The sequence below is a fragment of the Mesorhizobium sp. M0960 genome (genome assembly GCF_040319055.1).
GTDB lineage: Bacteria > Pseudomonadota > Alphaproteobacteria > Rhizobiales > Rhizobiaceae > Mesorhizobium.
In genome coordinates this window covers 13,773-33,260 of record NZ_JAMYNN010000022.1, presented here as the reverse complement: position 1 = coordinate 33,260, position 19,488 = coordinate 13,773, and the positions used below count along the sequence as shown (strand labels likewise).

At 63.4% G+C, this 19,488-nt stretch carries 19 protein-coding genes and 1 pseudogene; 6 read left to right on the top strand and 14 right to left on the bottom strand.

Features of this window, described 5'->3' with window-relative positions; all coding sequences use genetic code 11:
- Window positions 1–122: 122 nt before the first annotated feature.
- From NKH63_RS27300 to leuD, 4 genes are all read right to left on the bottom strand, one after another.
- Window positions 123–473: a VOC family protein gene (locus tag NKH63_RS27300; RefSeq protein WP_352481122.1), complete on the bottom strand. Its 351-nt coding sequence runs from the start codon at window positions 471–473 to the stop codon at window positions 123–125.
- Between the two features lie 51 nt (window positions 474–524).
- Window positions 525–908 carry a RidA family protein gene (locus tag NKH63_RS27295; RefSeq protein WP_352481085.1) on the bottom strand — a complete coding sequence of 128 codons (384 nt, stop codon included), beginning with the start codon at window positions 906–908 and terminating at the stop codon, window positions 525–527.
- Window positions 909–1,213: 305 nt separating this feature from the next.
- The gene (locus NKH63_RS27290; RefSeq protein ID WP_352481086.1) at window positions 1,214–2,143 is read right to left on the bottom strand and encodes an Ivy family c-type lysozyme inhibitor; all 930 of its coding nucleotides are present in this window, start codon (window positions 2,141–2,143) and stop codon (window positions 1,214–1,216) included.
- Window positions 2,144–2,203: 60 nt separating this feature from the next.
- Entirely contained in the window at window positions 2,204–2,809 is a 606-nt protein-coding gene (leuD, locus tag NKH63_RS27285; protein ID WP_352919602.1) for a 3-isopropylmalate dehydratase small subunit, read from the bottom strand.
- Window positions 2,810–2,975: 166 nt separating this feature from the next.
- Here leuD and NKH63_RS27280 point away from each other — a divergent pair, with 166 nt between their 5' ends.
- A complete protein-coding gene (locus tag NKH63_RS27280; RefSeq protein ID WP_352496013.1) occupies window positions 2,976–3,401 on the top strand; it encodes a GNAT family N-acetyltransferase in 426 nt (141 codons plus the stop codon).
- A gap of 16 nt (window positions 3,402–3,417) precedes the next feature.
- On the opposite strand, the pseudogene NKH63_RS27275 reads toward NKH63_RS27280, so the two are convergent.
- From NKH63_RS27275 to NKH63_RS27245, 7 genes and pseudogenes are all read right to left on the bottom strand, one after another.
- Window positions 3,418–3,583, bottom strand: a pseudogene (locus tag NKH63_RS27275) (IS630 family transposase); the annotation flags it as partial.
- A 58-nt stretch (window positions 3,584–3,641) separates the two neighbouring features.
- Window positions 3,642–4,517: an MBL fold metallo-hydrolase gene (locus NKH63_RS27270; RefSeq protein ID WP_352481087.1), complete on the bottom strand. Its 876-nt coding sequence runs from the start codon at window positions 4,515–4,517 to the stop codon at window positions 3,642–3,644.
- Between the two features lie 235 nt (window positions 4,518–4,752).
- Window positions 4,753–5,148: a hypothetical protein gene (locus NKH63_RS27265; RefSeq protein WP_352919600.1), complete on the bottom strand. Its 396-nt coding sequence runs from the start codon at window positions 5,146–5,148 to the stop codon at window positions 4,753–4,755.
- A gap of 210 nt (window positions 5,149–5,358) precedes the next feature.
- The gene (locus NKH63_RS27260; protein ID WP_023721929.1) at window positions 5,359–6,525 is read right to left on the bottom strand and encodes an NAD(P)/FAD-dependent oxidoreductase; all 1,167 of its coding nucleotides are present in this window, start codon (window positions 6,523–6,525) and stop codon (window positions 5,359–5,361) included.
- Between the two features lie 31 nt (window positions 6,526–6,556).
- The gene (locus NKH63_RS27255; RefSeq protein WP_023721930.1) at window positions 6,557–8,143 is read right to left on the bottom strand and encodes an ATP-binding protein; all 1,587 of its coding nucleotides are present in this window, start codon (window positions 8,141–8,143) and stop codon (window positions 6,557–6,559) included.
- Entirely contained in the window at window positions 8,131–8,823 is a 693-nt protein-coding gene (locus NKH63_RS27250) for a response regulator transcription factor (RefSeq protein WP_352481091.1), read from the bottom strand. The genes NKH63_RS27255 and NKH63_RS27250 overlap by 13 nt, the downstream gene beginning before the upstream one ends.
- A gap of 4 nt (window positions 8,824–8,827) precedes the next feature.
- On the bottom strand, window positions 8,828–10,381 hold the full coding sequence (locus tag NKH63_RS27245) for a DUF4153 domain-containing protein (RefSeq protein WP_023721932.1): 1,554 nt from the start codon (window positions 10,379–10,381) through the stop codon (window positions 8,828–8,830).
- Between the two features lie 278 nt (window positions 10,382–10,659).
- Here NKH63_RS27245 and NKH63_RS27240 point away from each other — a divergent pair, with 278 nt between their 5' ends.
- The gene (locus NKH63_RS27240) at window positions 10,660–11,541 is read left to right on the top strand and encodes an HpcH/HpaI aldolase/citrate lyase family protein (RefSeq protein WP_352919597.1); all 882 of its coding nucleotides are present in this window, start codon (window positions 10,660–10,662) and stop codon (window positions 11,539–11,541) included.
- A gap of 24 nt (window positions 11,542–11,565) precedes the next feature.
- Complete coding sequence (locus NKH63_RS27235) at window positions 11,566–11,772, top strand: DUF1737 domain-containing protein (protein WP_023721934.1); 207 nt, start codon at window positions 11,566–11,568, stop codon at window positions 11,770–11,772.
- An 89-nt stretch (window positions 11,773–11,861) separates the two neighbouring features.
- On the opposite strand, the gene NKH63_RS27230 is transcribed toward NKH63_RS27235, so the two are convergent.
- Window positions 11,862–12,284, bottom strand: a complete 423-nt coding sequence (locus NKH63_RS27230) for a metallopeptidase family protein (RefSeq protein WP_023721935.1) — start codon at window positions 12,282–12,284, stop codon at window positions 11,862–11,864.
- Window positions 12,285–12,467: 183 nt separating this feature from the next.
- Between NKH63_RS27230 and NKH63_RS27225 the strand changes: the two genes are divergently transcribed.
- From NKH63_RS27225 to NKH63_RS27215, 3 genes are read left to right on the top strand one after another with little or no spacing between them, the layout of a single operon-like run.
- Window positions 12,468–13,523, top strand: coding sequence for an ImuA family protein (locus NKH63_RS27225; RefSeq protein ID WP_352641078.1), 1,056 nt, complete (start codon window positions 12,468–12,470; stop codon window positions 13,521–13,523).
- Window positions 13,456–14,934, top strand: coding sequence for a DUF6504 family protein (locus tag NKH63_RS27220; protein WP_352919594.1), 1,479 nt, complete (start codon window positions 13,456–13,458; stop codon window positions 14,932–14,934). The genes NKH63_RS27225 and NKH63_RS27220 overlap by 68 nt, the downstream gene beginning before the upstream one ends.
- The gene (locus NKH63_RS27215; protein ID WP_352496001.1) at window positions 14,931–18,233 is read left to right on the top strand and encodes an error-prone DNA polymerase; all 3,303 of its coding nucleotides are present in this window, start codon (window positions 14,931–14,933) and stop codon (window positions 18,231–18,233) included. Before NKH63_RS27220 ends, NKH63_RS27215 begins: the two co-directional genes overlap by 4 nt.
- A gap of 89 nt (window positions 18,234–18,322) precedes the next feature.
- On the opposite strand, the gene NKH63_RS27210 is transcribed toward NKH63_RS27215, so the two are convergent.
- Window positions 18,323–18,559 carry a Trm112 family protein gene (locus tag NKH63_RS27210; RefSeq protein ID WP_023720580.1) on the bottom strand — a complete coding sequence of 79 codons (237 nt, stop codon included), beginning with the start codon at window positions 18,557–18,559 and terminating at the stop codon, window positions 18,323–18,325.
- Window positions 18,560–18,764: 205 nt separating this feature from the next.
- Window positions 18,765–19,436 carry an LON peptidase substrate-binding domain-containing protein gene (locus tag NKH63_RS27205; protein WP_023720579.1) on the bottom strand — a complete coding sequence of 224 codons (672 nt, stop codon included), beginning with the start codon at window positions 19,434–19,436 and terminating at the stop codon, window positions 18,765–18,767.
- Between the last annotated feature and the right edge of the window lie 52 nt (window positions 19,437–19,488).

Below are 19,488 nucleotides of genomic sequence, written 5' to 3'. Positions count from 1 at the left end.
TTTAGCGCATGAACGCGGCCTTGCTAAACGCCAAGCGACCGACGCGCAAGCCTGCGGTTCAGAGCATCGGACCCAAAAGTGGCAACCGGTTTTGGGAAAATCCGATGCTCAAGATAAAACGTCTACAGATGCGAAAGGATATTCACCAGCCTGCCGAACGGGTCGCGTACGAAGAAGCGCCGCACGCCCCAGGGTTCGTCTGCCGGACCGTACTCGATGATAAAGCCGGCCGTCCTCATGCTTTCAAGCGAGGCATCGACGTCGTCGACTTCGATAGAGATGTCCGGCACCGGCGTTCCTGATCCCCCTTCGGCCATGAAACTGACCTGCACGGACATCGTCTCTTGCGAGCCATAGGTAGCGATCCAGCCCATATCCATCTTGAGATCGAGGCCGAGCACATCCTGATAGAAGGGTTTTGCCGCCGCGATATCCTGCGTGTCTATGTTTGCAACGATGCGTCTGACCTTCACCATGGGCCGATCCTCGTGCTAACCGTGTCGTTGTCGCAACCGTGACAGGCATCAGGCTGTGCGCCGCAGCGCCGTCACCTCGATCTCGACCTTCATTTCCGGCTTGTTGAGCTGGCACACGATCATCGTTGCTGCCGGCCTGATCTCGCCAAACGCCTCGCCGAGGATCGGGAACACCACATCTACGAAAGCCGCATCGGTGATGTAGTAATGTGCCCGCACCACATCGGCCATCTCGAAGCCGCCGTCCCCGAGCGCCTTGGCGATTGTCGTCAGGCAATTGCGCGTTTGCGCCTCCACCGTCTCCGGCATCGACATGGTCGCATAATCGTAGCCGGTCGTTCCGGACACGAAACACCAGTCGCCCTGCACCACGGCGCGCGAATAGCCGGCGGTGTTCTCAAAGGGCGAACCGGTGGAGATCAGTTTTCGCATGGGTCCTCCGCAAATCTCCCGCCATTTTGCACCGGAAGGCCGGCTGAGCCATGGGCCAAAGCAGTTAATATCGGCGGGACAGCAACCCCCTCTGGCCTGCCGGCCATCTCCCCCGCAAGGAGGGAGATCGGCGGTCGCGACGGTTTCGCCTATCATCACCGTCGCAAGGTAGGCGGAACGAAGCTGCCAATCTCTCCCCTTGCGGGGGAGATGCCCGGCAGGGCAGAGGGGGGTGGGACGGATCCCGGCAGATATGGTTTTATTCAGCAGGGAAGGCGTGATGGTCACCGCGCCGTGCGAAAACCCTAATTCGCCGACCCCAGCGCCTTGTCCAGCGCTTCCTTGACGTCGGCCGGCCATGTACTCACCGCTGGCCACGCGTCCGGCTCGGGCTTGTCGCCGCGGCGGGCGAAATAGAGCTTGTGCTTGACCGGGTCGACCGCCATGAAGCCGTCATTGCCGCCGCAATCATGCGGCACGCAGCCGCTGGCAAAGAAGGCACCCGACGCGGTTTTTTCCGTGCCGCCGCCGACCAGCAGGCTGGTCGCCATGTCGGGCATGTCCTTGCCAAGCAGCGTCTCGGCTTGCTTGTAGACAGCCTCGTTGTGGAAGGCGTCGATGATGTTGTCGTATTTCGACGGATCGACGTCTTTCCAGTCGGTGCCCGGCTCCGGCATGTAGGTGAGATTGCCGGAAGTCATCAGTCCGGCCGTCGGCGACCATTGCAGCGCCGGCTTGGAATCGCCCGGCAAAAGATAGGGCACGAAATAGATGGCGCTGTCGGAGATCGTGGTCGGCGGCGCGCCGCATTCGTCCTGCTCGACCGTGACCGTCTGGATCGTGCCGCCTTCCGGCTTCCACACGATCACCTTGGCCGGGCCGCATTGATTGCCGCCGTCGCCGACATCGATCAGCGCCACCTTGACGCCGCCGACCTCGACGATCTTGTCGAAGAAGACGTCGTAATTGCGCGCCAGTTCCTTGCCGTCGAAGGCGAGCACCCGTTCCCCGTACTCTTCCTCCTGCGTGATGGTCAGTTGGCCGCCCTCGAACGGGATCGGCGCCTGTTTGTCATTGTCGGCTAGGGCCGCATTGCTCAACGCGCCCTGGTCGGCGGCCCTGCCGGGCGCATCGTCAGCCGGCACGAGCACCATGTCGGTCTGTGCATGCGCGCCAGCCACCGGCATCAGAATCCACGCCAGCGCGCAGGCGCCGACAAGAAGCGAACGTGTCATGACTGTCCCTCCGTTCAGCCGCCACGAACCCGGCCTGTCGCGGCCGGGGCATCGTACCGCTCAGGCCCAGGGGCGCTCAGCGGCGTTCCTCTTCTCGAACGAAGCGATGGCGCCGGCTTTTTCCATGGTCAGGCCGATATCGTCGAGCCCGTTGAGCAGGCAATGGCGCTTGAACTCGTCGAGGTCGAACTTGACCACGCCGCCGTCAGGCCCACGGATTTCCTTGGCCTCCAGATCGACCGACAGCGTCGCGTTCGAACCGCGCGAAGCATCGTCCATCAGTTTCTCAAGATCTTCCGGGCTGACGGTGATCGGCAGGATGCCGTTCTTGAAGCAATTGTTGTAGAAAATGTCGGCGAACGAGGTCGAGATGACGCAACGGATGCCGAAATCGAGCAGCGCCCACGGCGCATGTTCCCGGCTCGAGCCGCAGCCGAAATTATCGCCGGCGACCAGGATCTGCGCCTTGCGGTAGGCCGACTTGTTGAGCACGAAGTCCGGGTTTTCCGAACCATCGTCCTTGTAGCGCATTTCGGCGAACAGGCCGGTGCCGAGTCCGGTGCGCTTGATCGTCTTGAGATAATCCTTGGGGATGATCATGTCGGTGTCGACATTGACGATCGGCATCGGCGCGGCGACGCCGGTGAGCTTGGTGAATTTTTCCATGTCCTTGCCCGTCTTCTTCTTGTTGCGGGAAATTGCTGGCGCCCGGTTTACACAAAGCCGCGGGCAAATAAAAGGCGGCTGTTTTTGGACCTCCGTCGTCGATCGAAACGCAAGATCGGTACAAAACAGCTTCAAAACCACCGGCCCATGGTGCACTTTTGTCGACATGACAACGCGATCCAAGGTCCTCTACGCCAGCGAACCGGGTCTCGGCATCGCCGAGTTCCGCCGCGTTCTGGTGGAATCCGGCCTCGGCGCCAATCGCCCCGTCGATGACGACACCCGATTGAACGCGATGCTGTCAGGGGCCAATTTGGTGCTCACCGCGCGTCTCGATACAGAAGGCAAGCCGCTGGTCGGTGTTGCCCGCGGTGTTACCGATTTCTCGTGGGTCTGTTACGTTTCCGAGCTCGCCGTTTGCAAATCGGCGCAAGGGCTCGGCATCGGCAAGGGCCTGCTTGATGAAGCGCGCCGGCAACTCGGGCCTTCCGTTGCCATAAGCCTGATTTCCATGCCCGACGCCGTCGGCTTTTATGAGCGCATCGGCATGAAGCGCGTGTCCGACGCGTTCTGGTTCGACCGCAAGCGCTGACGCGTTGCCTTGCCAGCTAGTGGATCGAATCTAACGTTTGGTGCCCGCGTTTGACCGCGGCGGCGATCCTGTCGGGGTCGGCGGTCCAGATGAAGGGTCTGGGCTGCTGGTTGTGCTCGGCGAGGAAGGGGTAGATTGCCGCCCTGGAGGTCGACCACCGAGTGAAAGACGCCGCGCTTGAGCGGCGCTTCGACAAGTGCGGGTGGCCGAGGGCGATCGCCCAGTCGGCGTCCTCGGCGACTACGGCGGCTGCTGATCCTCGAACCAGAATGATGACTGGCGTCGCGAGATGGTTCCCACCGACGGCAAGGGAAAATGCGACGTCATTACGATGCGGCCATTGTCCGAGCAAGCCTCCAGGAATGCCCATCTCGTCCGACGTGCCTGGTCAGGGTCCGTGTCGTACCGAAAGCTCCAGTCAGGGTATATGCATTGCATCGGCCAATGCATGAGATCGCCGGAAAACACTGCCCCTACGCCTCGAGATTTCAGGCCGATGGCTACGTGCCCCGGGGTGTGGCCCGGCGTCGGTTCCAGCCACACTTCGCCATCGAGTTCATAATCCATATCGACAAGCACAGCCCGACCAGCCTCGACGATTGGCAACACATTGTCCTCATAGGTCCGATCTTCGTCATCACCGGAGGCCGCCTGTGCGGCCTCGAACTCGCGCCGCGCCATGATGTAGCGGGCGTTCGGGAATGTCGGTATCCAACGCCCGTCCACCAATCGTGTGTTCCAACCGCAATGGTCGACATGAAGATGGGTGCACAGCACATAGTCGATCTGCTCGGGAGCAACACCTGCATTTGCCAGGCGCTCCAAAAAGGTGCCGTCATTGCGGCGATGCCAATGGGGGAAGTATGCGAACGTCTTATCGTTGCCGACGCAACTGTCGACCAGAATGGTGTGGTGTCCGGTACGAACAAGAAAACTCTGGATGGGAAGAATAAGCCGGCCGGTTGCAGGCGATATTAATCGCGGCGTGAGCCAATGAAGATGCGGTTCGAGCGCTTCATCGGTGCAGTCGGGAAACCATTCCGACGGCGTCCGCAGGGGGTCGCACATCTCCAGAATTCTGGTTATCCAGATATTCCCGATTCTCCAGTCATCCACTGACTGCATCCTTCTTCGATCGAGGACGGATCACTAGAGATAACATTTGCGGCCAGATGGCGTCAGACATTTCTGCCTGTAGGAGAAGGAGCGCTCGCGATGTGGCCGCGCTCACGATCGGGTACCAAGCGTTAGAACTTAACCACTAGTGGTCGAAATCTGACGCTTGGTTCCGGGGCCGTAAGCCCGCTCAGGGTGGAAAGCGGACGCTACCATGTACTTTTTGGCAAAGCGCTCAGTGCGCGCGTGACGCAAGGTGAATTTCAAGCGGCTTTGAGATGAGGCCTTTATCAACGATGGCTTCAAGCGTCTGCTTCGTCAGACTGATATCGTCATATTGCTGCGGAACCGACAGAATTAACCCACCCTCTTCGGGCGTGGCATAAAACACTACATAGCCTTTCGCCTCACCGGCGAGAGGGAAGGCGATAGTATTGATTTCAGTATCCATTACTCGCTTGCCAAAAAAATAATTGGCACGATTATTCTGCTGACGTAATTCAAACTCCTGATGCTGGAGAACAGAGTATATACGTTTGTTCTCCGGTGACTCAGGGTCGTTGCTGCATCCAGGGAATGGGATAATTGCGAACATCAACACTGAAAGTGCCTTCCAACTAGTGGAGGTCAAGCCAAATTCCTGCTTTCCATGGCTCTTTAAGTATCTGCCCTAGATGTCCGAAATGAGTCGGCAGCGGTATTCCGTTTCGGGTACCAAGCGTCAGGTTTTGACTACTAGCGTGCGGACTTTTGATATCGGCGGGGCAGCCTCCCCTCTGTCCGGCAGGACAGAGGGGAGGGCGGGAACTCGACAGAGCGGCTTATTCTGGGCGGCCTTCCCTCAAATCACGTTCAATTCACGAAACGCCCGCCCCTCAGCGACTCGGCTATACCCAAACGCCGAGCAATCCACCGTGCGATAGCCGCCATGGACGATCAGTTCGGCCAGCGCTTTGCCGACCGCCGGCGCCTGCTGCAAGCCGTGGCCGGAAAAACCGTTGGCGAAGAAGAAATTGCCGACCTCGGGATGCGAACCGATCACCGCGTTCTGGTCGAGCGTGTTGTAGTCGTAATGGCCGACCCAGGCGCGCGTCGGCTTGATCGCCTCGAAGGCCGGAATACGGGTCGCCAGCACCGGCCAGATCACCTCTTCGAACAGCGGCCAGTCGGGTTCGAAATCTGTGGGGTCGGCGGGGCCTTCGCCCTCTTCCGGCTCGGCGCCGCCGGTGATGTAGACCGAACCTTCCGGCCGGACATAGATGCCGCTCGGGTCGACCAGCAGCGGCATGTCGTCATATTTTTCGCGCGCCTCGAAGACGAAGACATTGCGCTTGCGCGGCTCCACCGGCAGCGCCAGCCCGGCCATTGCTGCCACCTTGCCGGCATTCGGCCCGGCAGCATTGACGACGATGCCGGCCTCAAGCCGCTCGCCATTTTCGAGGGTCACACCGGTGACGCGGCCGCCTTGCCGCTCGATGCCGGTCACCGACGCCGTGATGAAGTCGATATCCTTCGTCCGCAGCGCCTTGCGGAACAGCATCAGCATCGCATGCGCGTCGAACCAGCCCTCGCCGCTGCGGCCGTAGGCCCCGGCAGTGATACCCTCGGCCGATAGCCACGGAAACCGACGAACAAGCGCCTCGGCATCCTCGAGCACGATGTCGGCGCCCTCGGCCATCTGCGCCTCGTGGTTGGCCTGCAGGATAGGCAGCCCGTTTTCGCCGGCAAGGATCAGATAGCCGCCTTCGCGAAAGCCGATATCGGCGTCCGCCCCGAATTCTTCCTTCAACCGCCGGAACAGTTTCAGCGTGAACTGCGACAGCCGGATGTTTTCAGGGATCGAGAACTGCTGGCGGATGGAGGCGCAGGACAGCGTTGTCGCCGCATGGGAAAATTGCGGGTCGCGCTCGACAACCGCGATCGGGCCCGAAAACCCTTCCTCGCGCAGATAATAGGCGACCGAGGAGCCGACGATGGCTCCGCCGATGATGATGATGTCGTAATGCACCTTTTTCGCCCTTCCGGTCTGAACCGCCGAGTCACGCCGCCGGCAGGATGATCTCGAAGCGCGTGCCGCTCGCCGAGTCAACCAGCCGGATCGTGCCATCATGCGCTTTCAGGAGGGCCAGCACGATGCCGAGGCCCATGCCGGTGCCGCCGGAATCGCGGCGCGTGGTGAAGAACGGCTCGAAGATGCGGCCTCGGTTGCTGGGCGAAATGCCGGCGCCGTCATCGTCCACCACAATGGTGGCCTTGCCGTCCGCGCTTGCTGCCGTGACCGAGACCAGCGTCGCGCCGTGTCGCGCCGAATTGTCGATGAGATTGGCCAACACGATCGCGGCGTTTTCGGCCGATATGCGCAGGCCGATATCGGCGCCCGCCTCGAGGCGCACCGCCAGCCTGTGGTCGGCCGGCAGCAGCGCCAGTGCCGGAGCGAGTGATGTGCCTTGGCCGCTGGGCTCGAGATTTTCGGCACGCGCAAGGTCAAGCAGGCGGCGCACCAGCAGATTGAGCCGGCCGGCATCGGTGACGATATTGTCTGAAAAACGCCGCCGCTCGGCCTCGTCCATCGCGCCGCCCGAATCGCGCAGCAGTTCGGCTGCCCCCTGGATCGCCGTCAGCGGCGATTTGAGTTCGTGCGAGACGTGGGTGGCGAAGGTCTGGATGCTGTCGGAGCGCGCATGCAGCTTTTCGGCCATGTCGAGGAAGGCCGCGGAGAGCGCCGCCATTTCGCGCGTGCCGTGGTGATCAAGCGACCTGATCGCCTCACGGTCGCCGGCGGCGATGCGCTCGGTGCGCTCGATCAGTGCATAGATCGGCCGGCTGACGGTGCGCAGGAAGACCAGCCCGATCAGCAGCGTGCCGCCGAGGATGGCGATTGCCGCCAGCGCCACCTTGCCGCGCTCGCCAAAGAGATGCTTGACGATGTTGTTCGGCGTCCGCGACAGATAGACCACGCCGGCGACCTTGCCGGAGACCGCAACTGGTATGGCGACGAAGACGCGGACTTTGGTGCCGCGGCTGACCGAATAGAGCGGCGGCGATGGCTGGTCGGGAACCCGCAGCCTGAGCGCGCTGGCGTAGCGGCCGGCAAGCGCTGCGCGAACCTCTTCGACGGCGGCGAGCGACAGGCCGGCCTCCTCGCGGCCGGCAATGACCACGCCGCTGGGATCGAGCAGCCGAAAGCCGGCCAGCGTGGTTTTCTGCGTCTCGGCAAGAATGCCCGACAGCCGCGCGCCGATTGCCGCGAAGGCAGGATCGACGCTGGCCGCCGTGGCCGCGGGCCGGGTCGGCAGTATCCTGTCGGACGCAAGATCGAGGCGCGGTTCGATCGGCTGGTAGGCAGAAGCCCGATCCCTTGTACTGGGTGGAGGCATGGGTGTGCCGAGCTTTTCCGGGGCAAGGCCGGCCTCACGGACCTCTAGCGCATAGATCGCGGCAAGGGCGGCACCTTGCGCGATCAGCTCGGCCTCGGTCTGGCGGATCAGCTGGTTCTCGTACAGCCGGAAGAAGAACAGGCCGGCCAGCGGCAGTGCCATCACCATGATCAGGATGGCAATGACGACCGTGGCAAGCCGTGGCCGCCATTTGCTGCCAATCCGTTCTTGGGCGCTCACGCGCCGCATTTGCCGAGCCGGAAGCCGACGCCATGCACGGTCTCGATTGCATCGACGCAGCCGACCGCCGCCAGCTTGGCGCGGATGTTGCGGACATGGCTGTCGACGGTGCGGTCGGCGACGTGGATATTGGCAGCATAGGCATTAGCCATCACCATGTCGCGGCCGAGCACATGCGCGGGACGCGCCAAAAACCCTTTCAGGATCGCGAATTCGATGCCCGTCAGCACCAGCGGCTTGCCGTCGAAGCTGGCTGTATGGCTTGCCGGCACTAAGGCCAGTCTGCCATGCGAGAATTGCCGATCGTCGGCATGTTCGGGCGCAGGCCGGGCGCGGCGCAGGATGACGTTGACGCGGGCGACCAGCTCGCGCGGGCTGAACGGCTTGGTGACATAGTCGTCGCCGCCCATTTCCAGCCCGAGGATGCGGTCGATCTCTTCATCCCGCGCGGACAGGAACAGCACCGGCACGTCGGATGTGTGGCGCAGCCGCCGGCACACTTCCAGCCCGTCCATTTCCGGCATGCCGATGTCGAGCACGACGAGATCGGGCGCGCGGCGTTCGATCGCCTGCAAGGCAGCCGCGCCGTCCGGCACCGCCAGCGTCTTCATGCCGGCCTTTTCGAGCGCGAAGCAGATGATTTCGCGAATGTGCGGATCGTCGTCGGCGACCAGTATGTGGTGCGGCATCAAATCAGCGGCCCGGCATGAAGGGTTCGGACATCGGAGGAACCACGAACGGGATACGTGTGTCGAGAGCACGAAGGCGCCGCCAGTCGCGAAAGCTCCAGGCGCGCCAGTTTTCTAGGCCGGCGCGGTAGCGGGCCTCGTCCTGCCCAAGCAAACGGGCGAGTTCGCGGTACGAGGAAACGCTGGCCGCATTCGTCCTGCCCTGATGCTCGAGGAAACGGTCGAGCGCCGGCCAGGCGCTGGGACCGAGCGTACGCAGATACCAGAAATCGAGTTCGGTGCCTTGGCCGGTCATTTCGAATGAGTGCTCGACATTGTAGTTGGCGATCAGCGCCGCGAAGTTGACGAAGCAGCAGGCATAGAGCGTCATTGAAAGCGTCAGAAGATTGGCGGAAAGCAGCCATTCATTGGATTTTTCGAACGCGATGCGGGCGATGATCAGGGCAAGGCCCGCCGCCACCAGTCCCATCCAGACGAAGGCGGCGATGCGCCAGTAGGTCAGCGCGTAGATGCCGATATAGAGGTCGAGCCGCAGGATCGACGAGATGACCAGCACGATGTTCTGCGCCACCCAGACGTAGACCAGCCGGCGGATGAGCGGATCGCTGGAGGTCGTGCTGCCCGGCCGCAGCGCCGCCAGGACGAAGCCGGCTGCGAGCAGCGCTGTGATGATCAAGGGATAGGCGCCGCGATGCGCATAGGCGGCGTAGGTCAGCCCGTCGGGAAGCGCGATGCCGCCCCACAGATAGGTGGCGTCGAGCGCGGTCTGCATCGCGAAAAGGATGTTGAAGACGACCAGCGCACGAAGAATCGCGGCCTTGCCGAAGATGATGTCCTCGATCGCCTTGGCGGGTTTTGTCGTCGCCCGGCCGACAGGCACAGGCGACAGCACACGCGGAATGGAGCGGAGAAAGCGCGGTAGGCGCGGGCGCAGAAAGGCCCAGACGCCGACCAGCACGAACAGCCAGAAGGCGAGACGCGGCAGCTGGATGAGCTCGAGCAGTGCCATTAGGTCGATCAGCGACAGCCAGTATTCGACGACCGGATTGGCGGCGCCGAACAGCGCGAGAAACACCGCGCCGAGGCTTAGCGGCATGACCCAGACGGCAATCGTCGCAAGGCGCACGCGCCGTCGGCCAAGCTGCCGGGCCGCCTTGCGCCAGCGAAAGAAATCCAGGACGAACCGAAAGGGCGTTGCAAGCAGGAATAGCGAGAGTTGGCCGGCAATGCGGGCAACCCCGTGCTTCAACCGCCCGGCCAGCGAAAGCGCGAAGACGGCCAGCGCCGCCAGCCCGATCGAGACGGACAGCGCACTGACATTTTCCGCGAGCGGCAGCAGCGCCACAAGCAGCGCAACTGGCTTGAACCAGGGCCTGCCATCGTTGAAGGAGCCGAGAGGATGGACAGCCATGCTCGTGGTGGCAATCGCAACGCCGAACAGGAAAAGCGTGATGCCGGCCGGTTGGCTATAGAAGAAAAAATCGGCCAGCGCGACGAGCAGGACGGCAACGCCGAAGCGGCTGCAATAGCTCGGCGCCGGCGTGAGGAACGCTGTCATGATCGGGCTTTCTCGGCCGCTTTGATGCGGCCGGAATATCTGGGCGGGGATTTGCGGACGAAAGGGAGGAGGTTTGCCGGCGGCGGATCGACAAGCCACCAGCTGTCGCGGCGAAGCCGGTACGGCAGGGACCAACGGCAATTTGTTTGCTCTTGCATGCCGCCCTTGTCGCATTCTGTCGGGTGGCAAGCGGGGCGGAGACGAGGAGATTTTCCGAAATTGCGTGCAGTTTTTATGCACGGCTTGCCTCGGCCGTCTGCAGGCGGCATAGATCGGACATGACTGCCGAACCCTCCCGCCCGCGCCGCTCGGTGCTTTACGTCCCGGCTTCGAACGACAAGGCATTGGCCAAGATCCGGTCGCTGGCCTGCGATGCCGTCGTCATCGATCTCGAGGACGCCGTCGCCCCGGCCGACAAGCTTTCCGCGCGCGAAAAACTGGCGGGGATTTTCGCCGGCCGTTCCAACCGGCGCTGCGAGATGGTTGTGCGCATCAATGCGCTGTCGAGCGAATGGGGCGCCGACGATCTGCTGGCTGCGGCAAAATGCGCTCCCGACGCCATCCTGCTGCCCAAGGTCGACACGCCGCGCGACATTCTCGAGGCCGGTGACGTTCTCGACGACAATTTTGCGCCGGACGAGGTCAAGCTATGGGCGATGATGGAGACACCCGAGGCGCTGCTCAACATCGGCCCGATCGCCGAGCTTGGCCGCGACCCAGCCTCTCGACTGGTTTGTTTCGTTGCCGGAACGAATGATCTGGTCAAGGACACCGGAATTCTCACCACGCCCGACCGGCGCTATCTCGTGCCGTGGCTGATGCAGATGGTGGTCGCCGCGCGCGCCGGCGGCCTCGACCTGCTCGACGGCGTCTTCAATGATTTTAGCGATATGGACGGGTTTGCGCGCGAGTGCACGGAAGCGGCCGCCATGGGCTTCGACGGCAAATCGCTGATCCATCCGGCCCAGATTGAGGCCGCAAACCGGGCCTTTGCGCCGTCGCCTGAAGCGATAGCCGAGGCGGGCGCGATCAAGGATGCCTTCGCGCTTGCCGAAAATACCGGCAAGGCGGTGATTGCGCTGAACGGAAAGATGGTCGAGCAGCTGCATTTGGCGCAGGCCGAAAAACTGCTGGCGAAGGCCGCCGCTGTTCGCGCATGATTGTAACTCACGACGGGATTGAAAATGAAACTCTACCGCTTTTTGTCCGGCCCGGACGACGCCAGCTTCTGCCACAAGGTGACGGCGGCGCTCAACAAGGGCTGGCACCTGTTCGGCTCGCCGACCTATGCCTATGACAAGAATGCCAAGACCATGCGCTGCGGCCAGGCGGTGGTGAAGGACATCGAAGGCCAGGAATACGGCCCCGACACCAAGCTCAGCGACTGGTAGCGCTGACATCGCTTCGGGTGCCCGCGAATGCGGGACACTTCTGGACGCTGGCGCGAAGGAACGCTGCGCTCTCCAGTCCCAAAACGACGTCACTCCGCTGCCTCTTCGATCTTCTCCATATCATCGTCCGACAGGCCGAAATGGTGACCGATCTCATGGATCAGCACATGGGTGACGATGTCGCCCAGCGTCTCCTCGTTCTCGGCCCAGTAGTCGAGGATGGCGCGGCGGTAGAGCGTGATCCGGTTCGGGCCTTCGCCGGTCTGCGGATTCCAGCGCTCGGCGATGCCGCGCCCCTCGAACAGGCCGAGCAGGTCGAAGGGCGTTTCCAGCGAAAGGTCGTCCATGATCTCGTCGGTCGGGAATTCGGCGATCTGAATGACGATCTCGCCGGTCAGCTTGCGAAACTCCTCCGGCAGATGGGCATAGGCCTCCAGCGCCAGGAGCTCGATTTCCTCCATCGTTGGCGAAAGCTGGTCGTGCCAGATGCGGGTTTGGTAGATGCGAGCCATGCTTTGTCCTTTGATCCCGGCATATAGGCTTTCGGGCCGGACTCGGCAAATGGTCGGGCTGGAGCGCCCGGACCATGCCATCAAGGCAGGAATAAATTCCCCATGACTCCGCTTGACTCTTTGGCCGCCCTCTGGAATCTATAGGAACGTAACAGGAACAATTGTGAGTGGAAGCTGACCGTCATGGCGACAAGCGCCGTGGCGCGGGAGACTGTTTTTGCCCTGCGCCGCCAGATCGCGAAGATCGAAGGGACCTTGTCCGAGCGCCTGGAAGCGCCGGCCGGTTCGTCGTTTGACGCGGATGTGCCTCGCCAGAGTCTGGCATCCTCTCGGAATCCGACACCCGCTCGGAATCTGACGATTGTCCGTCGCGGCCTCGCCGTGGCGCCGCCCGATGCGTTTTTGCGCACCGGTGCCGAGCGCCTCGATGCTGCGCTGAGCGGCGGCCTGCCGAAGGCGGCGCTGAGCGAGTTTCATGGCGCCGCGACCCGCGATGCCGGAGCAGTCGCCGGTTTTGTCCTGTCGCTCATCAGCCTGATCCTCAGCCAGGGGCCGCGACTGCCGGTGCTGTGGATCGGCACATCCGAGGTTTTCCGCGAGGCCGGCTTTCCCTATGCCGGGGGGCTTCACGCCTTCTTCGGCATCGAGCCGGAGCAATTGCTGTTTTCCGAGGCGCCAAGGCTGCTCGATGCGCTGTGGGTCGCCGAGGAGGCCGCCAGGATGACGGCGCTGGCCGCAGTCATCCTCGAAATCCGTGGCAACCCGCAGCGGCTGGATCTCACCGCGACGCGGCGGCTGCACGCCCGGGCGCAGAGTGCCGGCCGGCCGCTGTTCCTGCTGCGCCAGGCCGGCGAGCCCGAGCCGACGGCAGCGCCCGTCCGCCTCATCCTGTCGGCGGCACCGGCGGCAGCGCGCGAGACGATCGCCGGGCCGCTCGCCGGCTCGATCGGCCGGCCCGCCTTCACCATCACCATCGGCAAGAGCCGCACTGCCTTGCCCGGAAAATTCACACTGGAGTGGAACCCCGATGAACGCATATTCGAAGAAAGACGGGGCGAGGAATGGGCAAAGAATCCTGTCCCTGTGGTTTCCACATCTCGCCGCCGAGAGGATCCTGCGGCAGCGCCTGGGGCGGTCCTGGCGTTCCCGGCCGTCGGATCACCTGCCGCTGGTGATCAGTCACCGCGACCGGAACGCCCAGCGCATCGCCGCCCTCGACGAGCGGGCCGAGGCGCTTAACCTGAAACGCGGCATGGGCATAGCCGATGCACGCGCCATGCATCCCTCGATCGACATCGTGGAGGCCGATCCGGAAGCCGACCGGCGCCTGCTCGAAGGCCTCGCCGACTGGTGCGACCGCTATACCCCGCTGGTGGCGCTCGACGGGGCCGATGGCCTCTATCTCGACGTCACCGGCTGCACCCATCTTTTCGGCGGCGAACGCTCGATGCTGGACGACATCCTGTCGCGTTTTTTCCATCAGGGCTTCGATGTCCGCGCCGGGCTTGCCGCCACGCCGGGCTCGGCCTGGGCGGCGGCGCGGTTTGCCGGCGACCGCATCGTTCCCGATGGTGAGGAGGAAGCGCTTCTCGCGCCCTTGCCGTTGGCGGCACTGCGCATCGATCCAGAGGTCCGCGCCAGCCTCGAAAGCGTCGGCCTGCGCACGGCGGGCGCCGTCATGGCGGCACCGCGCGCGCCGCTGGCCCGCCGCTTCGGCGCATCGCTGCTATTGCGCCTCGACCAGGCGCTCGGCCGCCTCGACGAAGCCGTGTCGCCGCGCCTGCCGGTCGCGCCGCTTTCGGTCGAACGCCACCTCGCCGAGCCGATCATGCTGACCGAGGACATCGAGCGGCTGACAGGCATGCTGGCGGCCACATTGAAGAAGGACCTCGAGCGTCGCGGCGAGGGCGCAAGGCGGCTGGCGCTGCTGCTCTTTCGCGTCGATGGCGGCGTCAGCCGCATCGCCGTCGGCACCTCGCGACCTTTGCGCGAGCCGCTGCTGATCCAGAAATTGTTTCACGAAAGGTTTGCCGCGCTCGAACAGGATATCGACGCCGGCTATGGTTTCGATCTCGTGCGCCTCTCGGTGCTGACCGCCGCCGCCTTCGACATGCAGCAGGCAGACCTTGCCGGCGAGACGAACGACGGGGGCGCCGACATCGCGCTTTTTGCCGACCGCATCCGCGCCCGGCTCGGCGAAGGCGCGGTCTTGAAGCCGGTCGCCGTCGAGAGCCATCTGCCGGAGCGCGCCGTCGCCGCCATTCCCTTCGCCGAAGCGCCGCAGAGAAGCTCGCCGCCGAAGCAGCCGGACAAGGTGAAGGATGCTCCCACGACCGTCTTCCAGCCGGAACGGCCGATCCGGCTTTTCCGTTCGCCCGAGCCGATCGAGGTGCCGGCCACCGAAATGCCGGAAGGCCCACCTTTGAACTTCCGCTGGCGGCGCGCGCTCTACCGGGTCGCGCGCGCCGAAGGGCCGGAGCGCATTGCGCCTGAATGGTGGCGAGAGGCGGCGGGACGGGAAGATGCGCCGACCCGGGACTATTTCCGCATCGAGGATGCCGACGGCCGCCGTTACTGGCTTTACCGCCAAGGCCTCTACGGCGCCTCGCAGCCCGCTCCGCGCTGGTTCATGCATGGAGTCTTCGCATGAATGCGCTGACAGCCGTTCCCTATGCCGAATTCGGCATCCAGTCGAACTTCTCGTTCCTGCGCGGCGCCTCGAAACCGGAGGAGCTGGTGGTCGCGGCGAAATTCATGGGGTTTTCAGCGATCGGGCTCGCCGACCGCAATACGGTGGCGGGCGTCGTGCGCGCCTGGCAGCAGGCCAAGGTGGAGGGTGTTTCCTATCATCCCGGCTGCCGCCTGGTATTTTGCGACGGCACGCCGGACATTCTCGCTTACCCGCAGAACCGCAAGGGCTGGGGCCATCTCTGCCGCATGCTGACGCAGGCCAATTTGCGCGACGAAAACGAAAAGGGAGCAACGCTTCTCAAACAAAGCGATCTTCTCGAATGGGGCGATCTCTTGTCGCTGGCCATCCTGCCGGATGTGTCGACGGGCGCGGCCGATAGCCTTGCTGTGCTTAGCCGGCTCACGGATCGCTTCGGCGAAAGCCTGCGGTTTGCGGTTTCGCCGGATTACCGCGGCAGCGACCGCTTCCGTATCGAGCAGGCGGCGGCGATGGCCGAACTGGCCGGCATCCCGCTGATGGCGACCAACGATGTGCTCTACCATACGTCGGAACGGCGCCCGCTGCAGGACGTGCTGACGGCGATCCGCCTCAATGTGCCCGTCGCCGAGGTGGGGCTGGAACTGGCGGCCAATGCCGAGCGTCATTTAAAGCTACCGCTGGAGATGGCACGGCTTTTCCGCAGGCATCCGCAAGCGCTGGCGGAAACGCTGCGTTTTGCCGGCGAGCTGAGCTTCTCGCTCAGTGACCTGCAATACAACTACCCCGACGAGCCGACGGAATCGGGCCTCGGGCCACAGGCCGAGCTGGAAAGGCTGGCCAAGGAGGGGGCCGCCATCCGCTACCCCTCGGGCGTGCCCGCTTTTGTGACGCAGCGCATCGAGGAGGAGCTCGCTCTGATCGAGCGCCTGAACTACGCGCGCTATTTCCTGACTGTCTACGACATCGTCAAATTCGCCCGCAGCCAGAACATTCTCTGCCAGGGGCGCGGCTCCGCCGCCAACTCGATCGTCTGCTTCTGCATCGGCATCACCGAAGTTGGCCCGGACAAGATCGACACGCTTTTCGAGCGCTTCATTTCCGAAGAAAGAAACGAGCCGCCCGACATCGATGTCGATTTCGAGCATGAAAAGCGCGAGGAGGTCATCCAGTACATCTATTCCAAATACAGCACCAAGCGCACCGCGCTGGCCGCCGCTGTCGTCAGCTACCGCGGCCGCTCTGCGGTGCGCGAAGTGGCCAAGGCGATGGGCCTGTCGGACGACGTCCGGAGCGCGCTGTCCAGTTCGATCTGGGGCTGGTCGACCTCGGAGCTCGGCGAAAAGGAGACAAAAGCCGGCGGCCTCGATCAGACCGATCCCTCGACAAGGCATGTGATCGAATGCGCCAACGAGATCATGGGCTTTCCCCGCCATTTGTCGCAGCATGTCGGCGGTTTCGTCATCACAAGGGACCGGCTCGACGAGATCGTACCCATCGTCAAGACGGCGATGGACGAGCGCAAGATGGTCGAGTGGGACAAGGACGACCTCGACGCGGTGAAAATCCTTAAAGTGGACGTGCTGGCGCTCGGCATGCTGACCTGCCTGCAGCGCGCCTTCACCCTGCTCCAGGATCATTATCCCGAGGCGCGGGACGCATATGGCCAACCCTATGTGTTGGCCACTCTCCCGGCCGAGGACAAACATGTCTACGACATGATCTGCCGCGCCGACACGATCGGCGTCTTCCAGATCGAATCGCGCGCGCAGATGTCGATGCTGCCGCGGCTGCGGCCGAAAAACTTCTACGATCTCGTCATCGAGGTGGCAATCGTGCGGCCCGGCCCGATCCAGGGTGACATGGTCCACCCTTATCTGCGCCGCCGGCAAGGCAAGGAAAAGCCCGAATACCCGAAGCCGGAACTGGAAAAAATACTCGGCAGGACGCTGGGCGTGCCGCTGTTCCAGGAACAGGCAATGAAGATTGCCATCGTTGCCGGCGGCTTCAGGCCGGGCGAGGCCGATGAATTGCGCCGCGCCATGGCCACCTTCAAGCGCACCGGCACGATCGGCAATTACCGCAAGAGGATGGTCGACGGCATGGTTGCCAAGGGCTACGAAAAAGACTTCGCCGAGCGTTGCTTCAAGCAGATCGAGGGCTTTGGCGAATACGGCTTTCCCGAAAGCCATGCCGCCTCCTTCGCCCTGCTGGTCTATGCCTCCTGCTGGTTCAAGACCTTCTATCCCGACGTGTTCTGCGCCGCGATTCTGAATTCCCAGCCGATGGGTTTTTACCAGCCGGCTCAGCTTGTCCGCGACGCGCATGATCATGGCGTCGAGATCCGAGAGGTCGACGTCAACTTTTCCGGCTGGGATTGCGCCTTGGAGCAATCGCCTTTCGATCCGGCCCGCATTCTCGACCGCCATGTTCAAATGCGCGGTGTCATCCGGACCAGCCATGCCGTCCGGCTTGGCTTTCGCCAGGTCAAAGGCCTGTCGAAGGAGCGCATGGAAGCATTTGTGGTGAGGCGCGGCGACGGCTACACATCCGTGCGCGATGTCTGGCTGCGCTCGGGCCTCAACGTCGACGAGATCGAAAAGCTGGCGCAGGCCGACGCCTTCCGCTCGCTTGGATTGAACCGCCGCAACGCTCTATGGGCGGTCCGCGCGCTCGACGGCAAGAGTGCCGCCGAAAAGCTGCCGCTGTTCGATCAGCCGGCGATCCGCTTGCGCGATCTCGAGCCTGAAACCCGGCTCCCGACAATGCCGCTCGGCGAGCACGTCGTCCACGACTACCGCTCGCTCGGCCTGTCGCTGAAGGCGCACCCGGTCGCCTTCCTGCGTCAAAGGCTGGATCGGTCCGGCGTCACGCCCAATGCGCGGCTCGGCCAGGTGCGGGACGGCCGGCGCGTTTCGGTCGCCGGCCTCGTGCTGGTGCGGCAGCGGCCGGGCAATGGCAAGGCGATTTTCCTGACGCTGGAAGACGAGAATGCGGTCGCCAACATCATTTTCTGGGAAAGGACTTTCGACCGCTTCCGCCCCATCGTCATGGGCGCACGTCTCATCCGCGTCACCGGCAAGCTGCAATCGGAATCGGACGTCATCCATATCGTCGCCGAGAAGGTCGAGGATCTGACGCCGTGGCTGTCGGTGCTGCTGGAAGAGGCAGGACCTGAGCCTTCGAGCCGTACAGACGAGGCTCGGCCGGGCAGCATCGCGCAAACGGAATTATTGGGAAAGGCGGAGAAGGTCATGCCCAAGGGACGCAATTTTCAATAGGCCCCCTGTCTTCGTCAGAGCGTTGCTGCGGTGCGGAATTTGATGACGGCAGGACAAGGGGGGCGCGAAGGATCGCTGCGGAGCGGCCCTTATTCCGAGCCACCCAGGCGCGGCGGTGGCATGGCATCGTCTATGGCGATGACCCGCGCCTCCGATGGCAGCATGATCGGAATGCCGTCCCGCACCGGATAGGCAAGCTTTGCCACCCGCGAGACAAGCTCGCCGCGCTCCGGATCCCAGGCAAGCGGCCCCTTGGTCAGCGGGCAGGCCAGCAGTTCCAGCAGCTTGGGATCGACAGTCCTGTTCCCGTCACGTCCATCCGCCATTCGATCCGTCCTTCCACAAGGCAACCGCTTCGGGGTTTCGCGCGCGGACTTCCCTTCTCCCCTTGTAGGAGAAGGTGGCCGAGCGAACCTCGGTCGGATGAGGGGTGTTCCAGCTTGGCACCGACGGCACTCCGTCCAGCACCCCTCAACCGTCTCGGCGCTGCGCGCCAATCCACCTTCTCCCACAAGGGGAGAAGGCAAGAGCCTACTGCAAACTCGAACCGAAATCCTCATTGTCGCGCGCCAGCGCCATTTCGGTGATGGCGATCAGCGTTTCGGCACGTGTCTTTAGATCGGCCGCTTCGAGCAGCGCCTGTTTCTCGGCCGGCCCGTAGGGCGCCATCATCGACAGCGCGTTGACCAGCATGGCGTTTTCGGCGCGGCTGACGCTTTCCCAGTCGGCCTCCAGATCGTTGGCCTGCAGATAGGCGCGAAACGCTTTGAGCAGCGCCGGCCGGTCGATCTCGGCTTCCGCCTGGTCGTCGTCGAGATCGGTGAGAAAGGGTGCCAACCGGCACTGGCGAAACGGCGTCCTGACGGTGAGTTCCTGGACAATGCGGAACCGGCACACGCCCTGCAGCGAAATCAGATAACGACCGTCGCCGCTCTCGGACAGCGCGATGATGCGCCCGGCACAGCCGACATTGCAGAGTTCCGGCTCGCCGTCGGGACGCAGCGCACCGTCGAGGCTGGGCTGGATCATGCCGATCAGCCGCGCCCCGGCGATCGCCTCATCGACCATCTGCAGATAGCGCGGCTCGAAGATGTTGAGCGGCATGCGGCCTCCCGGCAGCAGCAATGCGCCCTCAAGCGGAAAGATCGGCATGGTCGACGGTAAGTCCGCAGCGAGCCGGTAATGCGCGTTTCCCGCCTGCACCTCAATCCTCCGATCGCTTCGTCAGGAAGCGCACCAAACCCGTCTCCTCCCG

Bases quoted from the DNA above. Each gene is read 5' to 3' on its own strand.
- NKH63_RS27225 (WP_352641078.1), top strand. From the start codon at position 12,468: ATGGCGACAAGCGCCGTGGCGCGGGAGACTGTTTTTGCCCTGCGCCGC.
- leuD (WP_352919602.1), bottom strand. From the start codon at position 2,809: ATGGAAAAATTCACCAAGCTCACCGGCGTCGCCGCGCCGATGCCGATC.
- NKH63_RS27290 (WP_352481086.1), bottom strand. From the start codon at position 2,143: ATGACACGTTCGCTTCTTGTCGGCGCCTGCGCGCTGGCGTGGATTCTG.
- NKH63_RS27215 (WP_352496001.1), top strand. From the start codon at position 14,931: ATGAATGCGCTGACAGCCGTTCCCTATGCCGAATTCGGCATCCAGTCG.
- NKH63_RS27250 (WP_352481091.1), bottom strand. From the start codon at position 8,823: ATGCCGCACCACATACTGGTCGCCGACGACGATCCGCACATTCGCGAA.
- NKH63_RS27230 (WP_023721935.1), bottom strand. From the start codon at position 12,284: ATGGCTCGCATCTACCAAACCCGCATCTGGCACGACCAGCTTTCGCCA.
- NKH63_RS27295 (WP_352481085.1), bottom strand. From the start codon at position 908: ATGCGAAAACTGATCTCCACCGGTTCGCCCTTTGAGAACACCGCCGGC.
- NKH63_RS27245 (WP_023721932.1), bottom strand. From the start codon at position 10,381: ATGACAGCGTTCCTCACGCCGGCGCCGAGCTATTGCAGCCGCTTCGGC.
- NKH63_RS27240 (WP_352919597.1), top strand. From the start codon at position 10,660: ATGACTGCCGAACCCTCCCGCCCGCGCCGCTCGGTGCTTTACGTCCCG.
- NKH63_RS27255 (WP_023721930.1), bottom strand. From the start codon at position 8,143: ATGCGGCGCGTGAGCGCCCAAGAACGGATTGGCAGCAAATGGCGGCCA.
- NKH63_RS27210 (WP_023720580.1), bottom strand. From the start codon at position 18,559: ATGGCGGATGGACGTGACGGGAACAGGACTGTCGATCCCAAGCTGCTG.
- NKH63_RS27235 (WP_023721934.1), top strand. From the start codon at position 11,566: ATGAAACTCTACCGCTTTTTGTCCGGCCCGGACGACGCCAGCTTCTGC.
- NKH63_RS27280 (WP_352496013.1), top strand. From the start codon at position 2,976: ATGACAACGCGATCCAAGGTCCTCTACGCCAGCGAACCGGGTCTCGGC.